At 70.2% G+C, this 17,473-nt stretch carries 18 protein-coding genes; 9 read left to right on the top strand and 9 right to left on the bottom strand.

Annotation, left to right across the window (positions count from 1 at the left end; genetic code table 11):
* The first annotated feature begins 24 nt into the window (after positions 1–24).
* From AC3RXY_RS09350 to AC3RXY_RS09340, 3 genes are all read left to right on the top strand, one after another.
* On the top strand, positions 25–378 hold the full coding sequence (locus AC3RXY_RS09350) for a nuclear transport factor 2 family protein (protein ID WP_491510639.1): 354 nt from the start codon (positions 25–27) through the stop codon (positions 376–378).
* Between the two features lie 114 nt (positions 379–492).
* Entirely contained in the window at positions 493–771 is a 279-nt protein-coding gene (locus tag AC3RXY_RS09345) for a hypothetical protein (RefSeq protein ID WP_491510638.1), read from the top strand.
* A gap of 118 nt (positions 772–889) precedes the next feature.
* On the top strand, positions 890–2,317 hold the full coding sequence (locus AC3RXY_RS09340; RefSeq protein WP_491510637.1) for a CCA tRNA nucleotidyltransferase: 1,428 nt from the start codon (positions 890–892) through the stop codon (positions 2,315–2,317).
* 143 nt (positions 2,318–2,460) lie between these two features.
* On the opposite strand, the gene AC3RXY_RS09335 is transcribed toward AC3RXY_RS09340, so the two are convergent.
* Genes AC3RXY_RS09335 through AC3RXY_RS09325 form a run of 3 tightly spaced genes read right to left on the bottom strand, consistent with a single transcriptional unit; the run spans position 2,461 to position 4,992 of the window.
* Entirely contained in the window at positions 2,461–3,630 is a 1,170-nt protein-coding gene (locus AC3RXY_RS09335; protein ID WP_491510636.1) for an acetyl-CoA C-acyltransferase, read from the bottom strand.
* The gene (locus AC3RXY_RS09330) at positions 3,627–4,277 is read right to left on the bottom strand and encodes a CoA transferase subunit B (RefSeq protein ID WP_491510635.1); all 651 of its coding nucleotides are present in this window, start codon (positions 4,275–4,277) and stop codon (positions 3,627–3,629) included. The genes AC3RXY_RS09335 and AC3RXY_RS09330 overlap by 4 nt, the downstream gene beginning before the upstream one ends.
* 1 nt (position 4,278) lies before the next feature.
* On the bottom strand, positions 4,279–4,992 hold the full coding sequence (locus tag AC3RXY_RS09325) for a CoA transferase subunit A (RefSeq protein ID WP_491510634.1): 714 nt from the start codon (positions 4,990–4,992) through the stop codon (positions 4,279–4,281).
* Between the two features lie 114 nt (positions 4,993–5,106).
* Here AC3RXY_RS09325 and AC3RXY_RS09320 point away from each other — a divergent pair, with 114 nt between their 5' ends.
* Positions 5,107–5,901, top strand: coding sequence for an IclR family transcriptional regulator (locus tag AC3RXY_RS09320; RefSeq protein ID WP_491510633.1), 795 nt, complete (start codon positions 5,107–5,109; stop codon positions 5,899–5,901).
* Between the two features lie 188 nt (positions 5,902–6,089).
* Here AC3RXY_RS09320 and AC3RXY_RS09315 read toward each other — a convergent pair whose 3' ends face one another.
* The 6 genes from AC3RXY_RS09315 to AC3RXY_RS09290 all read right to left on the bottom strand — a co-directional run bounded on the left by AC3RXY_RS09315 (position 6,090) and on the right by AC3RXY_RS09290 (position 11,854).
* Entirely contained in the window at positions 6,090–6,464 is a 375-nt protein-coding gene (locus AC3RXY_RS09315) for a VOC family protein (protein ID WP_491510632.1), read from the bottom strand.
* A gap of 425 nt (positions 6,465–6,889) precedes the next feature.
* On the bottom strand, positions 6,890–8,029 hold the full coding sequence (locus AC3RXY_RS09310) for a hypothetical protein (protein ID WP_491510631.1): 1,140 nt from the start codon (positions 8,027–8,029) through the stop codon (positions 6,890–6,892).
* Positions 8,026–8,415: a PadR family transcriptional regulator gene (locus tag AC3RXY_RS09305; RefSeq protein ID WP_491510630.1), complete on the bottom strand. Its 390-nt coding sequence runs from the start codon at positions 8,413–8,415 to the stop codon at positions 8,026–8,028. The genes AC3RXY_RS09310 and AC3RXY_RS09305 overlap by 4 nt, the downstream gene beginning before the upstream one ends.
* A 112-nt stretch (positions 8,416–8,527) precedes the next feature.
* The gene (locus tag AC3RXY_RS09300; RefSeq protein ID WP_491510629.1) at positions 8,528–9,694 is read right to left on the bottom strand and encodes a hypothetical protein; all 1,167 of its coding nucleotides are present in this window, start codon (positions 9,692–9,694) and stop codon (positions 8,528–8,530) included.
* A 35-nt stretch (positions 9,695–9,729) separates the two neighbouring features.
* Positions 9,730–10,824: a hypothetical protein gene (locus tag AC3RXY_RS09295; RefSeq protein WP_491510628.1), complete on the bottom strand. Its 1,095-nt coding sequence runs from the start codon at positions 10,822–10,824 to the stop codon at positions 9,730–9,732.
* Between the two features lie 49 nt (positions 10,825–10,873).
* Positions 10,874–11,854, bottom strand: a complete 981-nt coding sequence (locus AC3RXY_RS09290; RefSeq protein ID WP_491510627.1) for a hypothetical protein — start codon at positions 11,852–11,854, stop codon at positions 10,874–10,876.
* 282 nt (positions 11,855–12,136) lie between these two features.
* Between AC3RXY_RS09290 and AC3RXY_RS09285 the strand changes: the two genes are divergently transcribed.
* The 5 genes from AC3RXY_RS09285 (at position 12,137) to AC3RXY_RS09265 (ending at position 17,430) form a co-directional block, all read left to right on the top strand.
* Entirely contained in the window at positions 12,137–13,696 is a 1,560-nt protein-coding gene (locus tag AC3RXY_RS09285) for an ABC transporter substrate-binding protein (RefSeq protein ID WP_491510626.1), read from the top strand.
* Positions 13,697–13,884: 188 nt separating this feature from the next.
* Positions 13,885–14,844 (top strand): ABC transporter permease, encoded by a 960-nt coding sequence (locus tag AC3RXY_RS09280; protein ID WP_491510625.1) that lies wholly within the window; start codon positions 13,885–13,887, stop codon positions 14,842–14,844.
* Entirely contained in the window at positions 14,844–15,713 is an 870-nt protein-coding gene (locus tag AC3RXY_RS09275) for an ABC transporter permease (RefSeq protein WP_491510624.1), read from the top strand. Before AC3RXY_RS09280 ends, AC3RXY_RS09275 begins: the two co-directional genes overlap by 1 nt.
* A complete protein-coding gene (locus AC3RXY_RS09270) occupies positions 15,710–16,549 on the top strand; it encodes an ABC transporter ATP-binding protein (RefSeq protein ID WP_491510623.1) in 840 nt (279 codons plus the stop codon). Before AC3RXY_RS09275 ends, AC3RXY_RS09270 begins: the two co-directional genes overlap by 4 nt.
* Positions 16,534–17,430 (top strand): ATP-binding cassette domain-containing protein, encoded by an 897-nt coding sequence (locus AC3RXY_RS09265; protein ID WP_491510622.1) that lies wholly within the window; start codon positions 16,534–16,536, stop codon positions 17,428–17,430. Before AC3RXY_RS09270 ends, AC3RXY_RS09265 begins: the two co-directional genes overlap by 16 nt.
* Positions 17,431–17,473: the final 43 nt, after the last annotated feature.

The following is a 17,473-nucleotide window of genomic DNA, read 5'->3' as shown; positions in this document are numbered from 1 at the left end:
CGATGACGCCGGAGGGGAGATTCCATGACGGACATGATCGCCGGGGCGTGGGCGGGCGAGATCGCTCTGCTCACGCCCGCGGTGCGCGATGACCCGGCAAGACTCGACAGCTGGCTCGCCGACGACTTCCGGGAGATCGGGCAGTCTGGACGTCTTTGGCGGAAAGCAGACATCATCGCGGCGCTCACGACGGATGACGAGCCCGTTCCCGCCGCCGACGTCCGTGAACGGGAAGGCGTCCTCCTCAGTTCCGACACCGTGCTCCTCTCCTATCTCCTCGCCTGGGGCGGGCGTCTGAGCCGCCGCTGCGCACTGTGGCGGCTGGAGGGAGAAACGATGCGGTGCTTCTTCCACCAGGGCACCCCCGTGCAGGCCTGACCCCCGACGGCCGACGTGCCAGTTCGACGGCGACGGCGGCGGGCATCGCGTCCCCGTGCCCGTGGCTGCATGAGCCGTCGGTGTCGACGGGAGGGCCGGGGTTAGGCTGGCCGCATGAGCATCGACGACCCACGGGTGCAGATCGTGGCGCAGGATTACCAGCGCCGGATGACGCGCTTCTTCATCGCTTTCGCGGTGATCGAAGGTCTGCTGCTGACGGCAGCCGCCCTCGCCGTCTATGTCTTCGAGGTGATCGATCCCGCTGTCGGCATCTGGGTCATCGCCGCCATCGCGATTCTCGGCGGCGGAGCGATGCTGGTGCTCCTGACATCGCTGATGCGGGCGCGGCAGCGGGCGATCGACGAGGTGCGAGGCCATATCCCCGGCACCTGAGGACAAGCCTCCGGCGTGCGGGGGCGGCCTCCGTGGCGAACCGTCATCGGCTCCGAGACGTGCGGAGGTACACCCCGGCCGCCCGGCCGGGAATGCCCGCCCGGGTACGCTTGATCCCATGCTGAACATGGCCGAGGGTCTCGCGCGCCTGGGCGCTCTGGCCGAGCATCCGGTGGTCGACGCGCTCGCCCGCGCCTTCTCCGACGCTGGTTTCGAGCTGGCCGTGGTCGGCGGTCCGGTGCGCGACGCGTTGCTGGGCCGAGAGACCCATGACATCGATTTCACCACCAACGCCCTGCCCGACGACATTCTGCGCGTGGTCACCCCGATCTCCACCGCGCAGTGGGACATCGGCCGAGCGTTCGGCACGATCGGCGCCCGGGTGCAGGGCGAGCAGGTGGAGATCACCACCTACCGTGCCGACACGTACGATCACACCAGCCGCAAGCCGGACGTGATCTTCGGAGACACGATCGCGGGCGATCTGCACCGCCGCGACTTCACCGTCAACGCGATGGCCCTGCAGGTGCCAGAGGTGCGCCTGGTCGATCCGACCGGCGGCGTCGAAGACCTGGTGACGGGGCGCCTGCGCACACCAGCCGACCCCGCGGAGAGCTTCGGCGACGACCCGTTGCGGATGCTGCGCGCGGCCCGCTTCAGCGCGCAGCTGGGCTTCGACGTCGATGCCGCGGCGCTCGCCGCGATCGAACGCCTCGGCGGCACGCTCGCCAAAGTCAGCCCAGAGCGCATCCAGGGCGAGCTCGTACGCCTGATGGAGACCGACGACCCGGTTCGCGGTCTTCGCGTCCTGGTCGACACGGGGCTCATCGACGAGTTCCTCCCCGAGGTGTCCGCCCTGCGTCTGGAGGTCGACGAGCACCATCATCACAAGGACGTCTACGAGCACTCCCTCACCGTGCTGCGCCAGGCGATCGACCTGGAGAAGCAGCGCAACCCCGCAGCGGCGCCGGACGTGCCGCTGCGCATCGCCGCGCTGCTGCATGACATCGGGAAGCCGCGTACCCGCAAGCTCGAACCGGGCGGGGCGGTCAGCTTCCATCACCATGACGTGGTGGGAGCGCGGATGGCACGCAAGCGCCTGCAGGCCCTGCGGTTCAGCTCTGAGGTGACCGAGGCAGTGGCCGGGCTCATCGAGATGCACCTGCGTTTCTTCGGCTATGCCGAGGGGGCGTGGACCGATGCTGCCGTGCGTCGCTACGTGCGCGACGCCGGGCCTCTGCTCGAACGCCTGCACATCCTGACGCGCGCGGATGTGACCACGCGCAACCGGCGCAAGGCGCAGCGCCTCGCGCGCGCCTACGACGACATCGAGTCGCGTATCGCAACCCTGCGCGAGCAGGAGGAGCTCGACGCGATTCGCCCGGAGCTGGACGGCAACGACATCCAGCGCATCCTCGGCGTCAAGCCGGGCCGCGAGGTGGGCGAGGCCTATCGCTTCCTGCTCGATTTGCGGCTCGACGGGGGTGTGATCGGCGCCGAGGCGGCAGAGGATCGCCTGCGGGAGTGGTGGGCGTCGCGCGACTGAGCGCGCCGATGCGCGGTCGGGCGGCGGCGCCGGTCACCTCGACCCGCGAACCGGGGCGAGTGGTTCTGGGCCCCCGCACTCCGTCGGGAGGCCACCGGGTGCGGTGTGCTCCCGGGACGAGCTCGGGAGCCCAGAACCGGGGTTCAGATCGCCTCGAGCACGATGGCGCTGCCCTGTCCGCCGCCGCCGCACAGGGCAGCGGCACCGAGCGAACCGGGACCGCTGGCCTGGAGCTGACGCGCGAGGGTTCCGACGACCCGCGCGCCGGAGGCGCCGATCGGATGCCCGAGCGCGATCGCGCCGCCGTGCGGGTTGACGATCGCGGGGTCCACGCCGAGCCGCTGCGTCGAGCGCAGGCCGACGGCGGCGAAGGCTTCGTTGATCTCGACGGAGACGAGGTCGCCGACCGTGCGAGCGGCTTTCGCGAGAGCTGTCTCGATCGCCGCCGCCGGCTGCTCGTGCAGGGAGACGTCAGGGCCGGCGACGAGTGACGACGCGACGATACGCGCGAGCGGGATCACGCCCAGCGCATCCACCGCGTCGTCGGCGACCAGCACGATCGCCGCTGCGCCGTCCGTGATCTGCGAGGCGTTGCCCGCGGTGATCGTGCCGTTCGCGGCGAAGGCCGGGCGCAGCCGGGCGAGGCTGTCGGCGGTGGTGCCGGGTCGGACGCCGTCATCGGTCGCGAGCGGATCTGCCCCCTTCGTGCCGGCGATCGGCGCGATCTCGGCCGCGTGGAAGGCCGCAGACGCCGCCGCGCGCTGGTGGGATGTCGCCGCGAAGCGATCCTGGTCTGCGCGCGTCAGACCGAGGCCCTCGCCATGTGCCTCGGTCGAGAGGCCCATGGAGCGGTGCTCGAACGCATCGGTGAGACCATCGTGCTCGGCCGTGTCGAGGAGTTCGACCGCGCCGTACCGGGTGCCCAGCCGCCCACCCACGAGGACGTGCGGGGCGAGCGACATCGACTCCTGGCCGACGGCGAGCACCACGCGTGCCTCCCCTGCCGCGATGAGACGCGCTCCGTGCGCCACGGCCTCAGCCCCCGAGAGGCACACCGCGTTGAGCGTGATCGCCGGCACGGTGAGGGGGACGCCGGCGCCGACCGCGGTCTGCCTGGCCGGGTTCTGGCCGCAGCCGCCCTGGAGCACCTGACCGGCGACGACGACATCGACGGCATCCGCCGCGATCCCCGCGCGGGAGAGCGCCTCACGGGCCGCGTGCGCGCCGAGAGACGTGGCTGGCACGCGTGCGAGAACTCCGGCGAAGCGCGCGAACGGTGTGCGGGCGTATCCCGCGATGACCGCGCGGCTCATGCCGTCGCCCCCTCGAGCGCGACGGCGAAGGTCGTGCCGGTGCAGCCGCGCAGGTCCTCCTCGGTCACGCCCGGGGCCATGCCGCGCAGCACCAGGCCGTCGTCCGCGACGTCGAAGACGGCGAGGTCGCTGATGATGCGATGGACCACGCGCCTCCCGGTGAGGGGCAGGGTGCACTCCTCGACGATCTTGGGCGTGCCGTCCTTGGCCACATGCTCGGTGACGACGATCACCCGGCGCGCTCCCGCGACGAGGTCCATCGCCCCGCCCATGCCCTTGACGAGCTTGCCGGGAATCGTCCAGTTCGCCAGGTCGCCGCGGCCCGAGACCTGCATGGCACCGAGGATCGCGGCGTCGATGTGGCCGCCGCGGATCATGCCGAAGCTCATCGCCGAGTCGAAGAAGCTGCCGCCCGGCAGCACGGTCACGGTCTGCTTGCCCGCGTTGATGAGGTCGGCGTCTTCCTCGCCCTCGAACGGGAACGGGCCCATTCCGAGCATGCCGTTCTCCGACTGCAGTGTCACCTGCACGCCCGCGGGCAGGTGGTTGGCGACCAGCGTCGGAATGCCGATGCCCAGGTTGACGTACTGTCCGTCGCGGAGCTCACGGGCGGCGATCGCCGCCATCTCCTCACGTGTCCATGCCATCTCAGGCCGCCTCTCCGCGGACGCGCACGGTCCGCTGCTCGATGTCCGTTGCGCGGGTCTCCGCCGTGACCAGCCGCTGCACGAAGATGCCGGGGGTGATCACGAGATCGGGGTCGATGAACGCTCCGGCCTCCGTGACGATCTCCGCCTCGGCGATCGTCACCCCACCGCAGGTCGCCACCAGGGGGTTGAAGTTGCGCGATGTCATCCGATACACCAGGTTGCCCTCGCGGTCGGCCCGGTGGGCCTTGACCAGAGCGACATCGGCGACGATTCCGGTCTCGAGCACGTACTCGACGCCGTCGAAGTCCATCGTCGGCTTGCCCTCCGCCACCGGCGTGCCGACGCCGGTGCGCGTGTAGAAGCCGGGGATGCCCGCGCCACCGGCCCGCATCCGCTCCGCGAGGGTGCCCTGCGGGGTGAACTCCACGTCGAGCTCTCCGGAGAGGTACTGCGTGGCGAACAGCCGGTTCTCGCCCACGTAGCTCGAGACGACCTTGCGCACCTGACGCGCTTCGATCAGCAGGCCGAGGCCCTTCCCGTCCACACCCATGTTGTTGCTGACGATCGTGAGGTCTTTCACGCCCGTGTCGCGGAGGGCCTCGATGAGGCCGGTGGGATTGCCGCTGAGGCCGAAGCCGCCGACGGCGATCGTCTGCCCGTCGGCGACGACGTCGGCGAGCGCCTCCGCGGCCGATGCTCGCAGTTTGTCCAAGGGAAACTCCTTCGTCCGCATAGTGGTTGCCTCGGACGCTACGATCACGCGGAAAAACCGTCAACTTTCGCGTGCAATGTGGTCTGCTATGAGAAAAACGTCCATAATGTGGACATGATGGATTCCGCGGTTCCTGGTGCGCAGGCCGTCTCCCGCGCTGCGGCGCTGCTGCGGGCGGTCAGCGCCGCCGGCTCCGCCCCCGTCGCCACGTCCCGGCTCGCGGAGACCGTGGGCATCACGCGTCCGACGGCGCACCGGCTGCTGGGCGCTCTCATGGCGGAGGGCTTCGTCGATCGCGACCCGGTGCGCGGCGGATGGCTCCTCGGACCGGAGCTCTACGTGATGGGCGCTGTCGCCGCTGAGCGCTACGACATCGCCGGGGTCGCGGCCGAGCACCTGCGCGCGATCGCGCAGGAGACGGGGGAGAGCGCTTTCCTCTCGGTGCGGCGCGGGGATGAGACGGTGTGCCTGGCGCGTGAGGAAGGCAGCTTCCCGCTGCGGTCCTTCGTGCTCTATGAGGGCATCCGCTTCCCGCTCGGTGTTGCCTCGGCGGGTATCGCGATCCTCGCCATGCTGCCGGACGAGGAGCGTGACGCCTATCTGGCGCGTGCTGACCTGGTGTCGTCGTGGGGCGCGCAGCACACGCCGCGTGCCGTGCGCGAGCGCCTGCGCCACACCCGCGAGCAGGGCTGGGCGGTGAATCCCGGGCTCATCGTGGAGGGCAGCTGGGGGATGGGTGCGGCCGTGCTCGACCCGGCGGGCCGCCCGGCCTGGGCGCTGTCGATCACGGGCGTCGAGTCGCGCTTCCGGCCGGAGCGGCGCACGGAACTGGGGCGCGTGCTGCTCGCGCATGCGCATGCTCTCACGCGTTCGGTCACGGCGAGCCGCTTCGCGCCTCCGCTGCGGTGATCCGCGTGTCGTCGGGGCCGTGTTCCGCGCACGTGACGGAACACGGCACGACACCTCCTTCCCCGACGGCCTCCTGGGCTCTCCCCGGGGGCGACACAGGTCATGGAGGGGCTTCCCTGACGGCCCCGTGACGATCGCGCCGGCCGACCTGCGCAGCGGACCGGATGCCGCGGCGAGCCTGCTGCGGGTCAGAGGTAGGGCCGCGTGATCAGTTCGAGATAGTGGCCAGAGGGGTCGAGGAGGTAGACGCCCCGGCCGCCGTGCTCGTGATTGATCTGGCCGGGCCGGGACCGCTGCGGGTCCGCCCAGTGATCCCAGCCGTGATCGACGATTGTGGCGTAGGCGCGGTCGAAGTGCGCGTCATCGAGGAGATACGCGTAGTGCTGCGGCGGGAACTCCATCGGCGGAGCTGCGAACTGCAGCAGGACGCCGGCGGCGATCTGCAGGTTGAGGAACGGGCCCCACGCCGGCGCGTCGTCCGCTTCGAGCAGGTCGCGGTAGAACTCCGCCATCTCGGCGGCGTCGATCGAGGCGATGATCGTGTGGTTGAAGTGTGCTGTCATGTTTCTCCTTGTGTGGTCTGGGTGAGTTCGGGTCACTCACACAAGGAGGAGCGCGGATCAGGGCACGACCAGATCGCCGTTCCGGGAGCGGCCGACAGGGGCCTGGCTGGTCATCATCCCGGCAAGCGTACTGCCACCACGCGTTGCTCGGCCATGCCCGGTCCCCGCTCCGGTGCGCCGGCGAGCCAGGGCCAGGTGGTCGCCCGGCAGGGTCCGGCGTGGTCGTCGCGGGCGGCCGCATGCCGCGGAGGGCACGGGTTCGGCGTGCCCTCCGCGGCATGCGGCCGGGTCTCTAGGAAGAGGCCGGCGACGAGGGAGGGGGGAGGGGGTCGTGCGGGTCTTCATCCGCGTCGCGCTCGCGGCGGAGGGCCTCCTCAACAAGGTGCGTCAGGTCGATCGAGACGATCCGCAGCTCGGCCACGGCCTCACCCCGCCGGGGTCTCGGCTGGCGCCGGGCCGGGTGTCGTGGTGGGTTCGGGTGTCGCGCTCTCCCCGGGTTCCGGTGTCGTGGTGGGTTCCGGTGTCGTGGTGGGTTCCGGTGTCGCGCTCTCCCCGGGGGTGGGGGACGCGGAGGGTGTCGGCGTCGGACTCGACGATGGCATCCGCACCTCGGGGGCACGCAGGAACGGCGGGATCGCCGGTTGCACGCTCCGGAGCACGGGACGGTTGCGGGCATCGTCCCACTCCCCGCGGGGAACCGGGTAGATGTGCCACAGCGGCTTGCCCTGGGCGTCAAGCGGGGGGATCAGCATGCTCTCGGAGCCGTCGGTCGGCCACATATACAGCTCCTCCGAACGGTCGCCCCCGATGAGACGGAGCGGGGTGCCGCGATCGGTGTAGATCTGCGCCTCCGGGATGAGTGCGCCGTCGGCGTCGTACACGAACAGGTTGCCCACCTGCGTGCCGTCGAGCAGGAGACCCGCGCCGTAGGGTTCGTTCTCGACGTAGATGTACTCGCGCGCCGTGAGCAGCGTGAGCGCGGCGGGAAGCACGAGCAGCGCGGCGACGCTGACCACGGTGCGGATGTGACGCATGCGGTTCTTCGGGAGCCACATTCCGCGGCCCCACTGCACGCTGACGACGATGAGCGCGATCAGGAGTGCCCAGGCGAAGAGATTGCCCGGTGGCAGGGTGAACTGCGGGATCCAGAAGACCAGGAAGTACATTCCGATCCCGCGCGCCACCCACCAGACCGGTCGGAGAACGGCGAGGAAGGAGAACAGCCAGGCACCGAAGGCGGTGGCGCCGAAGCGTTGCAGCGCGCTCTTCACCGCGGTGCTGATCCGCTGGCTCAGCGGCGGACGATCGGCCTTCTTCGGCGGAATCGCCTGTCGCGGAGGAAGACCAGCGGCACTGCGGAGCTCATCGGCGTAGGCGACAGGGTCGCCGAGCTCCAGGGCGCCATCCCTGGCCTGCTCGGAGAGGTCCGCCGCAAGGCCACCGACCAGGTCGTCGAGCTCGTCGTCCGCGAGGTCGGAGAGCGCATCGCGGACCGCGCCGGCGAAAGCGTTGATGCGCGTCTGGTCGGCGGGTTCGTCGACCACCGGCTGGGTGGTGTCGTTCATCGGTCCTCTCCGTTTTCGCTGTCGATGTCGGAGGCCGCGGCGGCCTCCGACATCCGGGTGGTCGCGGGGGCGGCGCCGAGCAGTCCGGTCATCGCGTCGGCGAAAGAGAACCAGCTGGCGGACTGCTCGACCAGCATCCGCCGGCCCTCGGGATTGATCGCGTAGTACTTGCGGTGCGGCCCGCCGTCGGACGGTACGACGTAGCTCGCGAGAGCGCCGCTGGCGTACAGACGGCGCAGCGTGCCGTACACCGATGCGTCTCCGACCTCGCCGATGCCTGCGCCACGCAGGCGCCGCACGATGTCGTAGCCATAGCCGTCCTCGTCACGCACGGCGGCGAGCACCGCGACGTCGAGCACGCCCTTGAGCAACTGGGTGGTGTCCACTGCCGCTCCCTTCCTGGGTGTGTTGTGATGCACGCTACCACGCACTACACAGTAGTGCGAGATGCGCAGGGTGTGGCGCCGGTTCCCCGTCTCGCGCGCGGTTCCGGACGGCTCAGCCGCCCAGGCCGGAAGCCGTCGCGAAGGCGACGACCGCCATCACCCCTGTTGCGATCATCGGCAGCAGCAGGACCGCGGCGATGGCGATGATCGCCGGCCACGGCACGCCGTTGCGCAGGCGCCGGCCGGGCGCTGCGACCCCGGGCGGCGGCGCGATCAGGGCGGCGGGCGGCCGGAAAGGCAGCGCATGCGTGCCGCTCCCGGCCGCAGCGGCGGCTCCGTCGGCCCTGCCGCTCGCGATGCCGGGGACGCCGGGGACGGACGCGCCTGTCAGCCGCTCGTCGCGCCAGCGCGCCCACTGCTGCACCTTGGTCAGCATCGCCGCGACCGTCGAGAACAGCCACGCCCACGTGGCCGGATCGATGGTCGACAGCGGGCGCTGCGCGTAGAACAGGAGCCAGTCGTCGACGATCTCGACATCCAGCAGCGCGGCATGGTCGATGAAGCGCGCCATGATGTCCGGTGTGAACAGGTAGAGGGCGTCGGTCTCATAACCGCGCGGACAGAACAGCGAGAAGAAGCGGTCGAAGTCGCCCTCGAGGCTCAGCCGCTGATCGCGGGAGAGCATCGCCGGCAGATTGCTGCCGAGGGTGTTGTTGCCCAGCGCATCGAGCACGATGTGGGGGAGCGGCACGTCGAGGCGGATCGCCACATAGCCCCAGTGGTGAGTCTGCGAGTTCTTGCCAGACTGCGTCGTGTACTGGTAGTTGCCGAACTCGACGAAGCGCGGCTGCGTTCCGCGGATCGCATCGGTGGTGCGACGGCCGTTGCCGATGCCGAAGATCATGCCCGGCAGCGCCGGCTCGGTCACCTGCGCCAGATAGCGCATGCCGTTCGCCTCGGCGAAACGGTGCAGCCGGAACCGGCGCACCCGCTCGCGCTCCCGCCAGCGCTGGAACGCCCGCCAGCCGAACACCATGCCGACGACCACTCCGGCGGTGAGCATCGCCACCATGAGCCGCACCCACCACGGGCCCTGTACGAGGAGGAACAGCAGGATCGGCAGGTGGATGACCACGACGAATGCCACGGCCAGCCACAGCACGACCGCCGCAGCGGTCGAGCCGTTTCCGAGCGCACCGCTCTCGCGCAGGTGACGATCGTGGGCCGCGACGGCGGTCGGGTCGACCGCATCCAGGAGCGGGGTCGCGTTGAAGCTCACCCTCTCACCGTAATCGGGCCCGCCGTCATCGGGACTCAGCGCACGAGGGCCAGCATCCAGGCGGCGAGCGCCGCCACCACCGCGATCGGATACCCCCACGCCACCCCGCGCCGCAGCCGCTGACCCTCCGGCGCCACCCGTGCCGGTGGCGCGAGCGGCGCCGGCGATCCGCTGCCCGCCGGCGGAGACGCCGCGTCTGGCGCCGCGACGGCGGGAGCCGGATGCTCCTGCGCTGGCAGCCGCTCGTCGCGCCAGCGGTCCCACCCGTCGATCTTCGCCGTGATCGCATCCACGGTGGTCATCAGCCACGTCCACGTAGCCGGGTCGAGGGTCGACAGCGGCCGCTGTGCGTAGAGGAAGAGCCAGTCGTCGACGATCTCGACATCCAGCTCCGCGGCGTGATCGATCAGCCGTGCCATCACATCGGGAGTGAACAGATACAGCGCATCGCGCTGATAGCCCTCCGGGCAGGACAGCGTGAAGTATCGATCGAAGTCGCCCTCCAGGCTCAGCCGCTGACGGCCAGAGAACGACACCGGCAGGTTCGATCCCAGCCCGTTGTTCCCCGCGGCGTCGAGCACGATGTGCGGCAGCGGCTGCTCGAGGCGGATCGCGACGTAAGACCAGTGGTGGGTGGTGGTCGACTTGCCGGAGGTGACCGTGTACTCGTAATTGCCGATCTCGACCGGTCGCGGCCGGCGCCCCTGGAGCACGTCGAAGGCCTGGCGGGCGCGGCCGACGCCGAAGATCATGCCGGGCAGGGCAGGGTCTTCGATGGTGCCGAGATAGGCCATGCCGTTCGCCGCGGCGAACCGGTCGAAGCGATAGTGCCTCTCCCACTGCCGCCGCCGCAGGAGGACGAACAGCCCGGCGCCCACGGCGATCAGCAGCACGACGAGCGCGACGAAGGACACCCCGGGCATCGACCAGGCGAGCACCAGGCGGGCGCCGAGGAGCACCGCGATCAGCACGGACCCGACGACCAGGAGAAGCATCAGGAGCCAGGAGCCGATGCGCGCCGTGACGGTCGAGGCTGCGGCTGCACCGAGCCGGTCTCTGCTCCTCCGGCGGAACTCCGCGAGCGCGACCGGATCGATGCTGTCCGTGAGGGGAGCGGTGTCGAGAGTCACCGCTCCACGCTAGCCCTCGCGCGTCGGCGCCGGGAGGACGGCGTCCGTCTCAGTTCACGCGGTCGCCGCCCCAGGTGAGATCTGCTCCGGCAGGGATCTCGCGGGCTTCGATGCGCGGGTCGCTGCAGATCGCGTCGACGAGCTCCGCGGAGCCGGCGATGATCGTCGAGTCGAGGTCGATCTCCGACGTCATGACCCACGCGCGATCCTCTGGCCACAGGATGTTGGGATGCTGCGCGCTCGGGGGGAAGCCGTGCTCCTCTGCGGGGCGGTCGCGCCAGGGGGCGTCAAGCACCCACGCCGGATCTGCGAACGCTGCCGGCGGCGCGAAGAACAGCACGTAGTCCCGGTCGGGGAGCTCGAGCCGCGGGCCCTCCGAGATCGTGCGGGACAGGATCCCCTCCTGCCAGCTCTCCTTCTGGAAGGGGTGATTGAACGGGTCGCGGATGCTGGCGTCGAGCATGGCCCGATGCCGCTCTTCGACCCCGCCTTCCGCGCCGAAGGCGAGGAACGCGCGTGCCGGGGAGGTGCCCATCGAGCCGAGGAGTCCGCCGTGACCCTCCCAGATCGCCGCGACTCCGGCCTGCGGCGTCGCGGTCGCCCTGGCCAGATGCACCGCGAGCGGCGCGAGGTCATCGGGATCGAGCTCCCCTTCGGCGGGGGCGCTGAACTCGCGGCCGTCCGGCGCGATGCGGGTGTGCCAGCTCGCCTCCGGCGGGGTGCGCACGAGCTGCTGCCATTGCGCGAGCGGGTGCATGGTCGTGCCGAACGCGGCGGCAGCGTCGGCCCACGCCGCCCGCTCGTCATGGAACTGAGAGATCAGTGCTTCCTGCTCGGTGCCGGGCAGTCGCTGCCACTCGGCCGACGTCGGCACCGCCCGGTCGGGCAGCGACCGCACCGTCGCCGGGTGGAAGACGCGTGCGTATGCGGCGTAGCCGCGCGGGACGAAGCCGTGCATCGACGAGGAGAGCTGGTCTGCGAGCCGCTCGCGCAGCCAGGCGCCGGTGGAGACATCGGTGATCGCGTCCATGTCTCCACGGTAGTTGCGGGGGAATCCTGCCCGGTAGCCCGGACGCGTGCGGCAGACTCGCACGCCCCAACTCAGGCAGATCCGCCCGCGTCCGCCCGAAACCGCCGGTTTCGGGCCTCCGGCCAAAAATCTGCCTGAGCCGGGGAATGGGGGGTGTCGCGCATATCGCCTCTGTCACAGATAGTCGCAAACGGAGCCCGTCCTCCGCGGGTCGCCTACGGTACTAATTCGGAGCGCACAGCACATCCGTTCCGCCCCCACCCGCTGACCACCAGGAGAGTCATGCCCCGACCCAGGATCGCCGCCGCGATCGCCTTGATCGCCGCCGCGGGAATCGCCCTGACCGGCTGCACCGGCACCACCGCCGAGCCCGGCTCGACACCGGACGCCGGCTCGTCGTCCGGTGCCGACAGCTTCACCTATGCCATCTCGTCCGACCCCACCTCGCTGAACCCCATCAACGTCAGCGATCGCTGGGGTCTCACCGTCACCAACATCGTCTACTCGCCCCTCGCGCGCGTTCTCGGCGACGGCACGATCGTGAACGAGCTGGCGGAGTCGATCGAGCCCGCCGAGGACGGCCGCAGCATCACCGTCACCCTCAAGCCCGACCTGAAGTGGTCGGACGGCGAGGCGCTCACCGCCGACGACGTCGTCTTCACCTACACGAACAAGGCGGTGCGTGAGAACGGCAACGCCGATGCGCTCTGGGTCGGCGACCAGCCGGTCACCGTGACCGCTGAGGACGACCGCACCGTGGTGTTCCACCTGCCGAGCGCGAGCGCCGCCGCGCTCAGCCTCATCGCCTACGAGACCTACATCCTGCCGGAGCACATCTACGGCGACGTCACCGACTTCTCCGTCGGTGAGCTCGACCCGATCGCCGTCGGCTCCGGTCCCTACACGCTCACCGACTACAAGCGCGGCGAGTACCTCACCTTCGCGCCGAACGAGTACTACTACGGGGAGGCGCCCCACATCCCCAACCTCACCCTGCGCATCGTGCCCAACGCCGACTCGGCCAAGACGGCGCTGCTCACCGGTGAGATCGACGCGACCTTCGTCACCCCCGCACAGATCGAGGAGTTCGAGGGCACCGACGTCGTCACCTACCCCTATGCCGAGGGCCGCGTGGCCTATCTCGGCGTGATCGCCGAGAAGGTTCCCGACGTCAACGTGCGTCAGGCGCTGTTCTACTCCCTCGACCGGGAGCAGATCTCCGACGCCGCCTTCCTCGGCCCCGACTACTACGAGCTGGCCACGTCGATCCTGCCGCCGAGCAACCCGTACGCCACGACCGACGCCGAGGCGTACGACACCGACGTCGACAAGGCCAAGGAACTGCTCGCCGGGCAGACTCCGAAGCTCGTGCTCGGCTACACCGGGGCAGACCCGGTGCAGGCCGCCGAAGCGACGCTGATCCAGGAGCAGGCCGCGAAGGCCGGCATCACGGTCGAACTGCAGGGCGTCGACGCCAATGCGCAGTTCGCCGAGATCGAGAAGGGCGCCGGCTCGCAGTTCGACATCTTCCTCGGCGGCTACATCATGGGCAACGACCCGGACGGCTACGGTGCGCTGTTCCGCACCGGTGCGTCGGCGAACTACTTCACGCTGTCGGACGCGAAGGTCGATGAGCTGTTCGCGAAGGGTGCCGCCGAGCTCGACGAAGACGCCCGCAAGCAGGTCTATGTCGAGCTGCAGCAGGCGATCGCCGACACCGCGGTGTTCTACCCGATCGCCGACAACCTGAAGATCATCGGCGTGAACAAGCGCATCACAGGCATCGAGGACGCCGTGCTGGTGCCGATCTACACGTTCGAGAACTTCGGCGCCCTGAAGTAACCCGCCCGTTCGGCACCCGGTGCCGAACGGACACCCCGCGCGAGCGAGACGAAGCGCCATCCGCGCGGGACGCGGTGCATCTCCGGATGCACCGCGTCCCGCGCGGGCGGATCGTTTCGTCTCGTTCTCTGCTGCGGGGGTTCTCCCCGATGATGTAGCAGAGTGATCGAAGACGAGAGGAGGAACGGATGCTCGGGTACATCCTGCGGCGGCTGGCTCAGCTGCTGCCGATGCTCCTGCTGGTGACCCTGATCGTCTTCCTCCTCATCCGGATGGCACCGTACGACGTCGTCGACGCCATCACCACACCCCAGATGTCGGCGGAGACCCGGCAGGCGATGCGCGAGAAGTTCGGCCTCGACCAGCCCGTGATCGTGCAGTACGGTCTGTGGCTCGCGGGAGCCCTGCGGGGCGATCTGGGCTTCTCCCTCGTGAGCCGGCAGCCGATCGCCGCCGAGCTGGCGGTGCGCATCGGCAACACCGCGATCCTGATCGTGCCGGCGTATCTGATCGCCTTCGTGCTGGCGATCACGCTCGGCCGCGCCGCCGGGTTCCGCCGTGGCCGGCTCTTCGACCGCATCGTCGACGGCTTCTGCTCCATCGCCATCGCCACCCCCACGTTCTGGTTCGCGCTGCTGGTGATCTACGTGCTCGGCTATCAGCTGCGCCTGTTCCCGATCCTCGGCATGAACACAGCTGGTCGCGCCGGGGACCCGCTCGACTTCCTCGCCCACTTCGTGATGCCGTGCCTCGTGCTGGTGGTCGCGCTGTTCCCCGATCTCACCCGCTATGTGCGGGCCTCCACGATCGCCCAGCTCGACCAGGACTACGTTCTCGTGCAGCGTGCCTACGGCGCCACGGATCGCGAGATCCTTCGTCGTCACATCAGCCGCAACACGTGGCTGCCGATCATCACGCAGATCGGCCTCGCGCTGCCGCTGCTGGTCACCGGAGCGATCATCACCGAGAGCATCTTCGCGTGGCCAGGGGTCGGCCAGTACATCCTGCAGGCCTCCGCGAGCCTTGACTATCCGGTGATCCTCGCCGTCCTGCTGCTGTCGGCCGTCCTGGTGATCGTCGGCAACCTCCTCGCCGACGTGCTGTACGTGCTCGCCGACCCTCGCATCCGACTCTCCCGGAGGACGTGATGAGCGCCCCGTCCGCTTCCGATCGCCGCTCTGCGCAGCCCCGCGACACCGTGCTGCGCCGACTGCTGCGCCGTCGCACCGCCGTGGCGGCGCTGGCGGTGCTCGCCGTCATCGCGCTGGTGTGCCTGTCGGCACCGCTGCTTCCTTTCGACGGTTCCACCTCGCACATGGACCAGCGCTGGCTCGGCCCGAGCCTGGCGCATCCGTTCGGAACGGACGACCTCGGCCGCGACTATCTCGTGCGCGTGCTGGAGGGAGGGCGCATCTCGCTGTTCGTCGGCGTCACGGCCGCCGCCGCATCGGTCACGATCGGCATCGTCGCCGGGTTGTCCGCCGGCTATTTCGGCGGCGTCGTCGATGATCTCGTGATGCGCTTCGTCGACCTGCTCTCGGCCGTGCCGTGGATGGTGGTCGTGATCGTGGCGAGCGTGTTCCTGCGCCCGGGGCTGTGGACGATCATCCTGATCATCGGCACGCTCTCGTGGATGCCGACCGCTCGTCTCGTGCGGGCCGAGGCGCTCTCGGTGCGGGAGCGCTCGTACGTCGGGTACGCCGCCTACATCGGTGAGCGGCCGTTCACCGTCGTGCTGCGCCATGTGCTGCCCGCCGCGGTGCCGACCATCATCGTCGCGGCCACCGCCACCGTCGCCTCGGCGATGATGACCGAGTCCGCGTTGAGCTTCCTGGGCCTCGGCATCCAGGCTCCGCTGGCCTCCTGGGGCAGTCTGCTGAACACCGCGCAGAGCTCCCTGCAGAAGGCCCCGCTGCTCGCCGTGATCCCCGGTCTGCTGATCGCGGTGAGCGTGTACTGCGTCAATGTCGTCGGCAACGGCCTCCGTGCCGCGGTCGCCGCGGAGGAGGGTCGATGACCGCGCTGCTCGCCGTGGACGGGCTCGACCTCGCCATCGCTCCGGCCGACGGGGGAGAACCCCGGGGGGTCCTGCACGACATCTCCTTCGCGGTGGACCGCGGCGAGACCCTCGGGATCGTGGGCGAGTCCGGGTCGGGCAAGACGATGCTGCTGCGCACCGTGATGGACATCCTCCCGCCGCGCGCAGAACGACACTGGCAGCGGATCGCCTTCGACGGTGACGACGTGACGGCGCGATTCGGACAGCATCGTCTGCCGATCTCGATGGTGTTCCAGGATCCGCTGACGTCGTTCAATCCCCTGCGCACCATCGGCTGGCACCTCGGGGAGGTCGTCACGCGCTTCCAGGGGGTGGGTGGACGCGCAGCGCAGGAGCGTGTCATCGCCGCCCTCGCGCAGGTGGGCATCCCCGAGCCGGAGCGCACCGCAGGGCAGTACCCGCACGAGCTCTCCGGCGGCATGCGCCAGCGCGCGATGATCGCGATGGCGCTCCTCTCCGAACCGGAGCTGCTGGTGGCCGACGAGCCGACCACCGCTCTGGACGCGACCGTGCAGGCACAGATTCTCGCGCTCCTCGCCGAGACCCGCCGCGAGCGGGGGCTGACGATGATGATCGTCACGCACGACCTCGGTGTGGTCGCGGCACTGTGCGATCGTGTGCTGGTGATGAAGGAGGGGCGCATCGTGGAGCGGGGAACGGTGGATGCGGTGTTCGCCGATCCGCAGCACGCGTACACGCGCGAGCTGCTCGCCGCGGTGCCGCGCGCCGGGGCGTCGCCGGCGGTTCCGCCGGAGGTCGCAGGGGAGGGGGAGCCGTCATGGCCGGCCCGCTGATTGACGTCGAGAACCTCACGAAGACCTTCGCCGTGCGCGACCGCGGCGGGGCCAAGCGGACCCTCACCGCCGTCGACGACGTTTCGCTCACGATCGAGCGGGGGGAGTGCCTCGCACTGGTCGGCGAATCGGGCAGCGGCAAGTCGACGCTGGGACGCAGCATCCTGCAGCTGGACCGCCCGACCTCCGGTCAGGTGCGCTACGACGGGGTGGATCTGACCGCCCTGGGACGCCGCGCCCGCCGCCCCTACCAGCGCAAGATGCAGGTGGTCTTCCAGGACCCGTACTCGTCGCTCAACCCGGGCCGCACGGCGCTGCAACAGGTGGAGGAGCCGATCCGGGTGCTCACCGACGAGTCCGACCCCGCGGAGCTCGCCGTGCGCACGCTCGCCTCGGTCGGCATCGATCCGGAGCACGTCGACCGGCTTCCGCGCGCGTTCAGCGGGGGGCAGCGCCAGCGGATCGCGATCGCCCGCGCGCTCGCCGTGAACCCCGAGTTCCTGCTGTGCGACGAGCCGGTCTCGGCGCTGGACGTCTCCATTCAGGCCCAGGTGGCCGGACTGTTGCGCCGGATGCAGGCCGAGCGGGGTCTGACGTATCTGTTCATCTCGCACGATCTCGCCGTGGTGCGCTCGCTCGCCACCCGCACCGCGGTGATGTATCGCGGGCGGATCATGGAGCTGGGCCCGGTGGCCGCCATCTTCGACGACCCGCAGCATCCGTACACCCGCCGGCTGCTCGATGCCGTGCTCGTGCCGGATCCCGCCGTGGCACGGGAGCGCCTGGCGACGATGTCGGCGCGCACCGAGGCGCCGATCCCGGCCGCGGCGCTCGAGGCGCCGCTCGTCGAGGTCGGCCCCGGGCATTTCGCGCGGGTCTGACGCGCTCCGCCGAGTCACCAGGGTTTTCAGGCGCCCGCCCCGG

The sequence above is a fragment of the Microbacterium longlingense genome (assembly GCF_058349825.2).
The sequence above is the reverse complement of the archived record's forward strand: the minus strand, read 5'-3'. Positions and strand labels throughout refer to the sequence as shown.

What these genes read in the sequence shown, in the direction of transcription:
- AC3RXY_RS09265 (WP_491510622.1), top strand. Translation starts at nt 16,534, where the DNA reads ATGGCCGGCCCGCTGATTGACGTCGAGAACCTCACGAAGACCTTCGCC.
- AC3RXY_RS09345 (WP_491510638.1), top strand. Translation starts at nt 493, where the DNA reads ATGAGCATCGACGACCCACGGGTGCAGATCGTGGCGCAGGATTACCAG.
- AC3RXY_RS09290 (WP_491510627.1), bottom strand. Translation starts at nt 11,854, where the DNA reads ATGGACGCGATCACCGATGTCTCCACCGGCGCCTGGCTGCGCGAGCGG.
- AC3RXY_RS09315 (WP_491510632.1), bottom strand. Translation starts at nt 6,464, where the DNA reads ATGACAGCACACTTCAACCACACGATCATCGCCTCGATCGACGCCGCC.
- AC3RXY_RS09335 (WP_491510636.1), bottom strand. Translation starts at nt 3,630, where the DNA reads ATGAGCCGCGCGGTCATCGCGGGATACGCCCGCACACCGTTCGCGCGC.
- AC3RXY_RS09270 (WP_491510623.1), top strand. Translation starts at nt 15,710, where the DNA reads ATGACCGCGCTGCTCGCCGTGGACGGGCTCGACCTCGCCATCGCTCCG.
- AC3RXY_RS09330 (WP_491510635.1), bottom strand. Translation starts at nt 4,277, where the DNA reads ATGGCATGGACACGTGAGGAGATGGCGGCGATCGCCGCCCGTGAGCTC.
- AC3RXY_RS09350 (WP_491510639.1), top strand. Translation starts at nt 25, where the DNA reads ATGACGGACATGATCGCCGGGGCGTGGGCGGGCGAGATCGCTCTGCTC.
- AC3RXY_RS09275 (WP_491510624.1), top strand. Translation starts at nt 14,844, where the DNA reads ATGAGCGCCCCGTCCGCTTCCGATCGCCGCTCTGCGCAGCCCCGCGAC.
- AC3RXY_RS09280 (WP_491510625.1), top strand. Translation starts at nt 13,885, where the DNA reads ATGCTCGGGTACATCCTGCGGCGGCTGGCTCAGCTGCTGCCGATGCTC.
- AC3RXY_RS09285 (WP_491510626.1), top strand. Translation starts at nt 12,137, where the DNA reads ATGCCCCGACCCAGGATCGCCGCCGCGATCGCCTTGATCGCCGCCGCG.
- AC3RXY_RS09340 (WP_491510637.1), top strand. Translation starts at nt 890, where the DNA reads ATGCTGAACATGGCCGAGGGTCTCGCGCGCCTGGGCGCTCTGGCCGAG.
- AC3RXY_RS09310 (WP_491510631.1), bottom strand. Translation starts at nt 8,029, where the DNA reads ATGAACGACACCACCCAGCCGGTGGTCGACGAACCCGCCGACCAGACG.
- AC3RXY_RS09320 (WP_491510633.1), top strand. Translation starts at nt 5,107, where the DNA reads ATGATGGATTCCGCGGTTCCTGGTGCGCAGGCCGTCTCCCGCGCTGCG.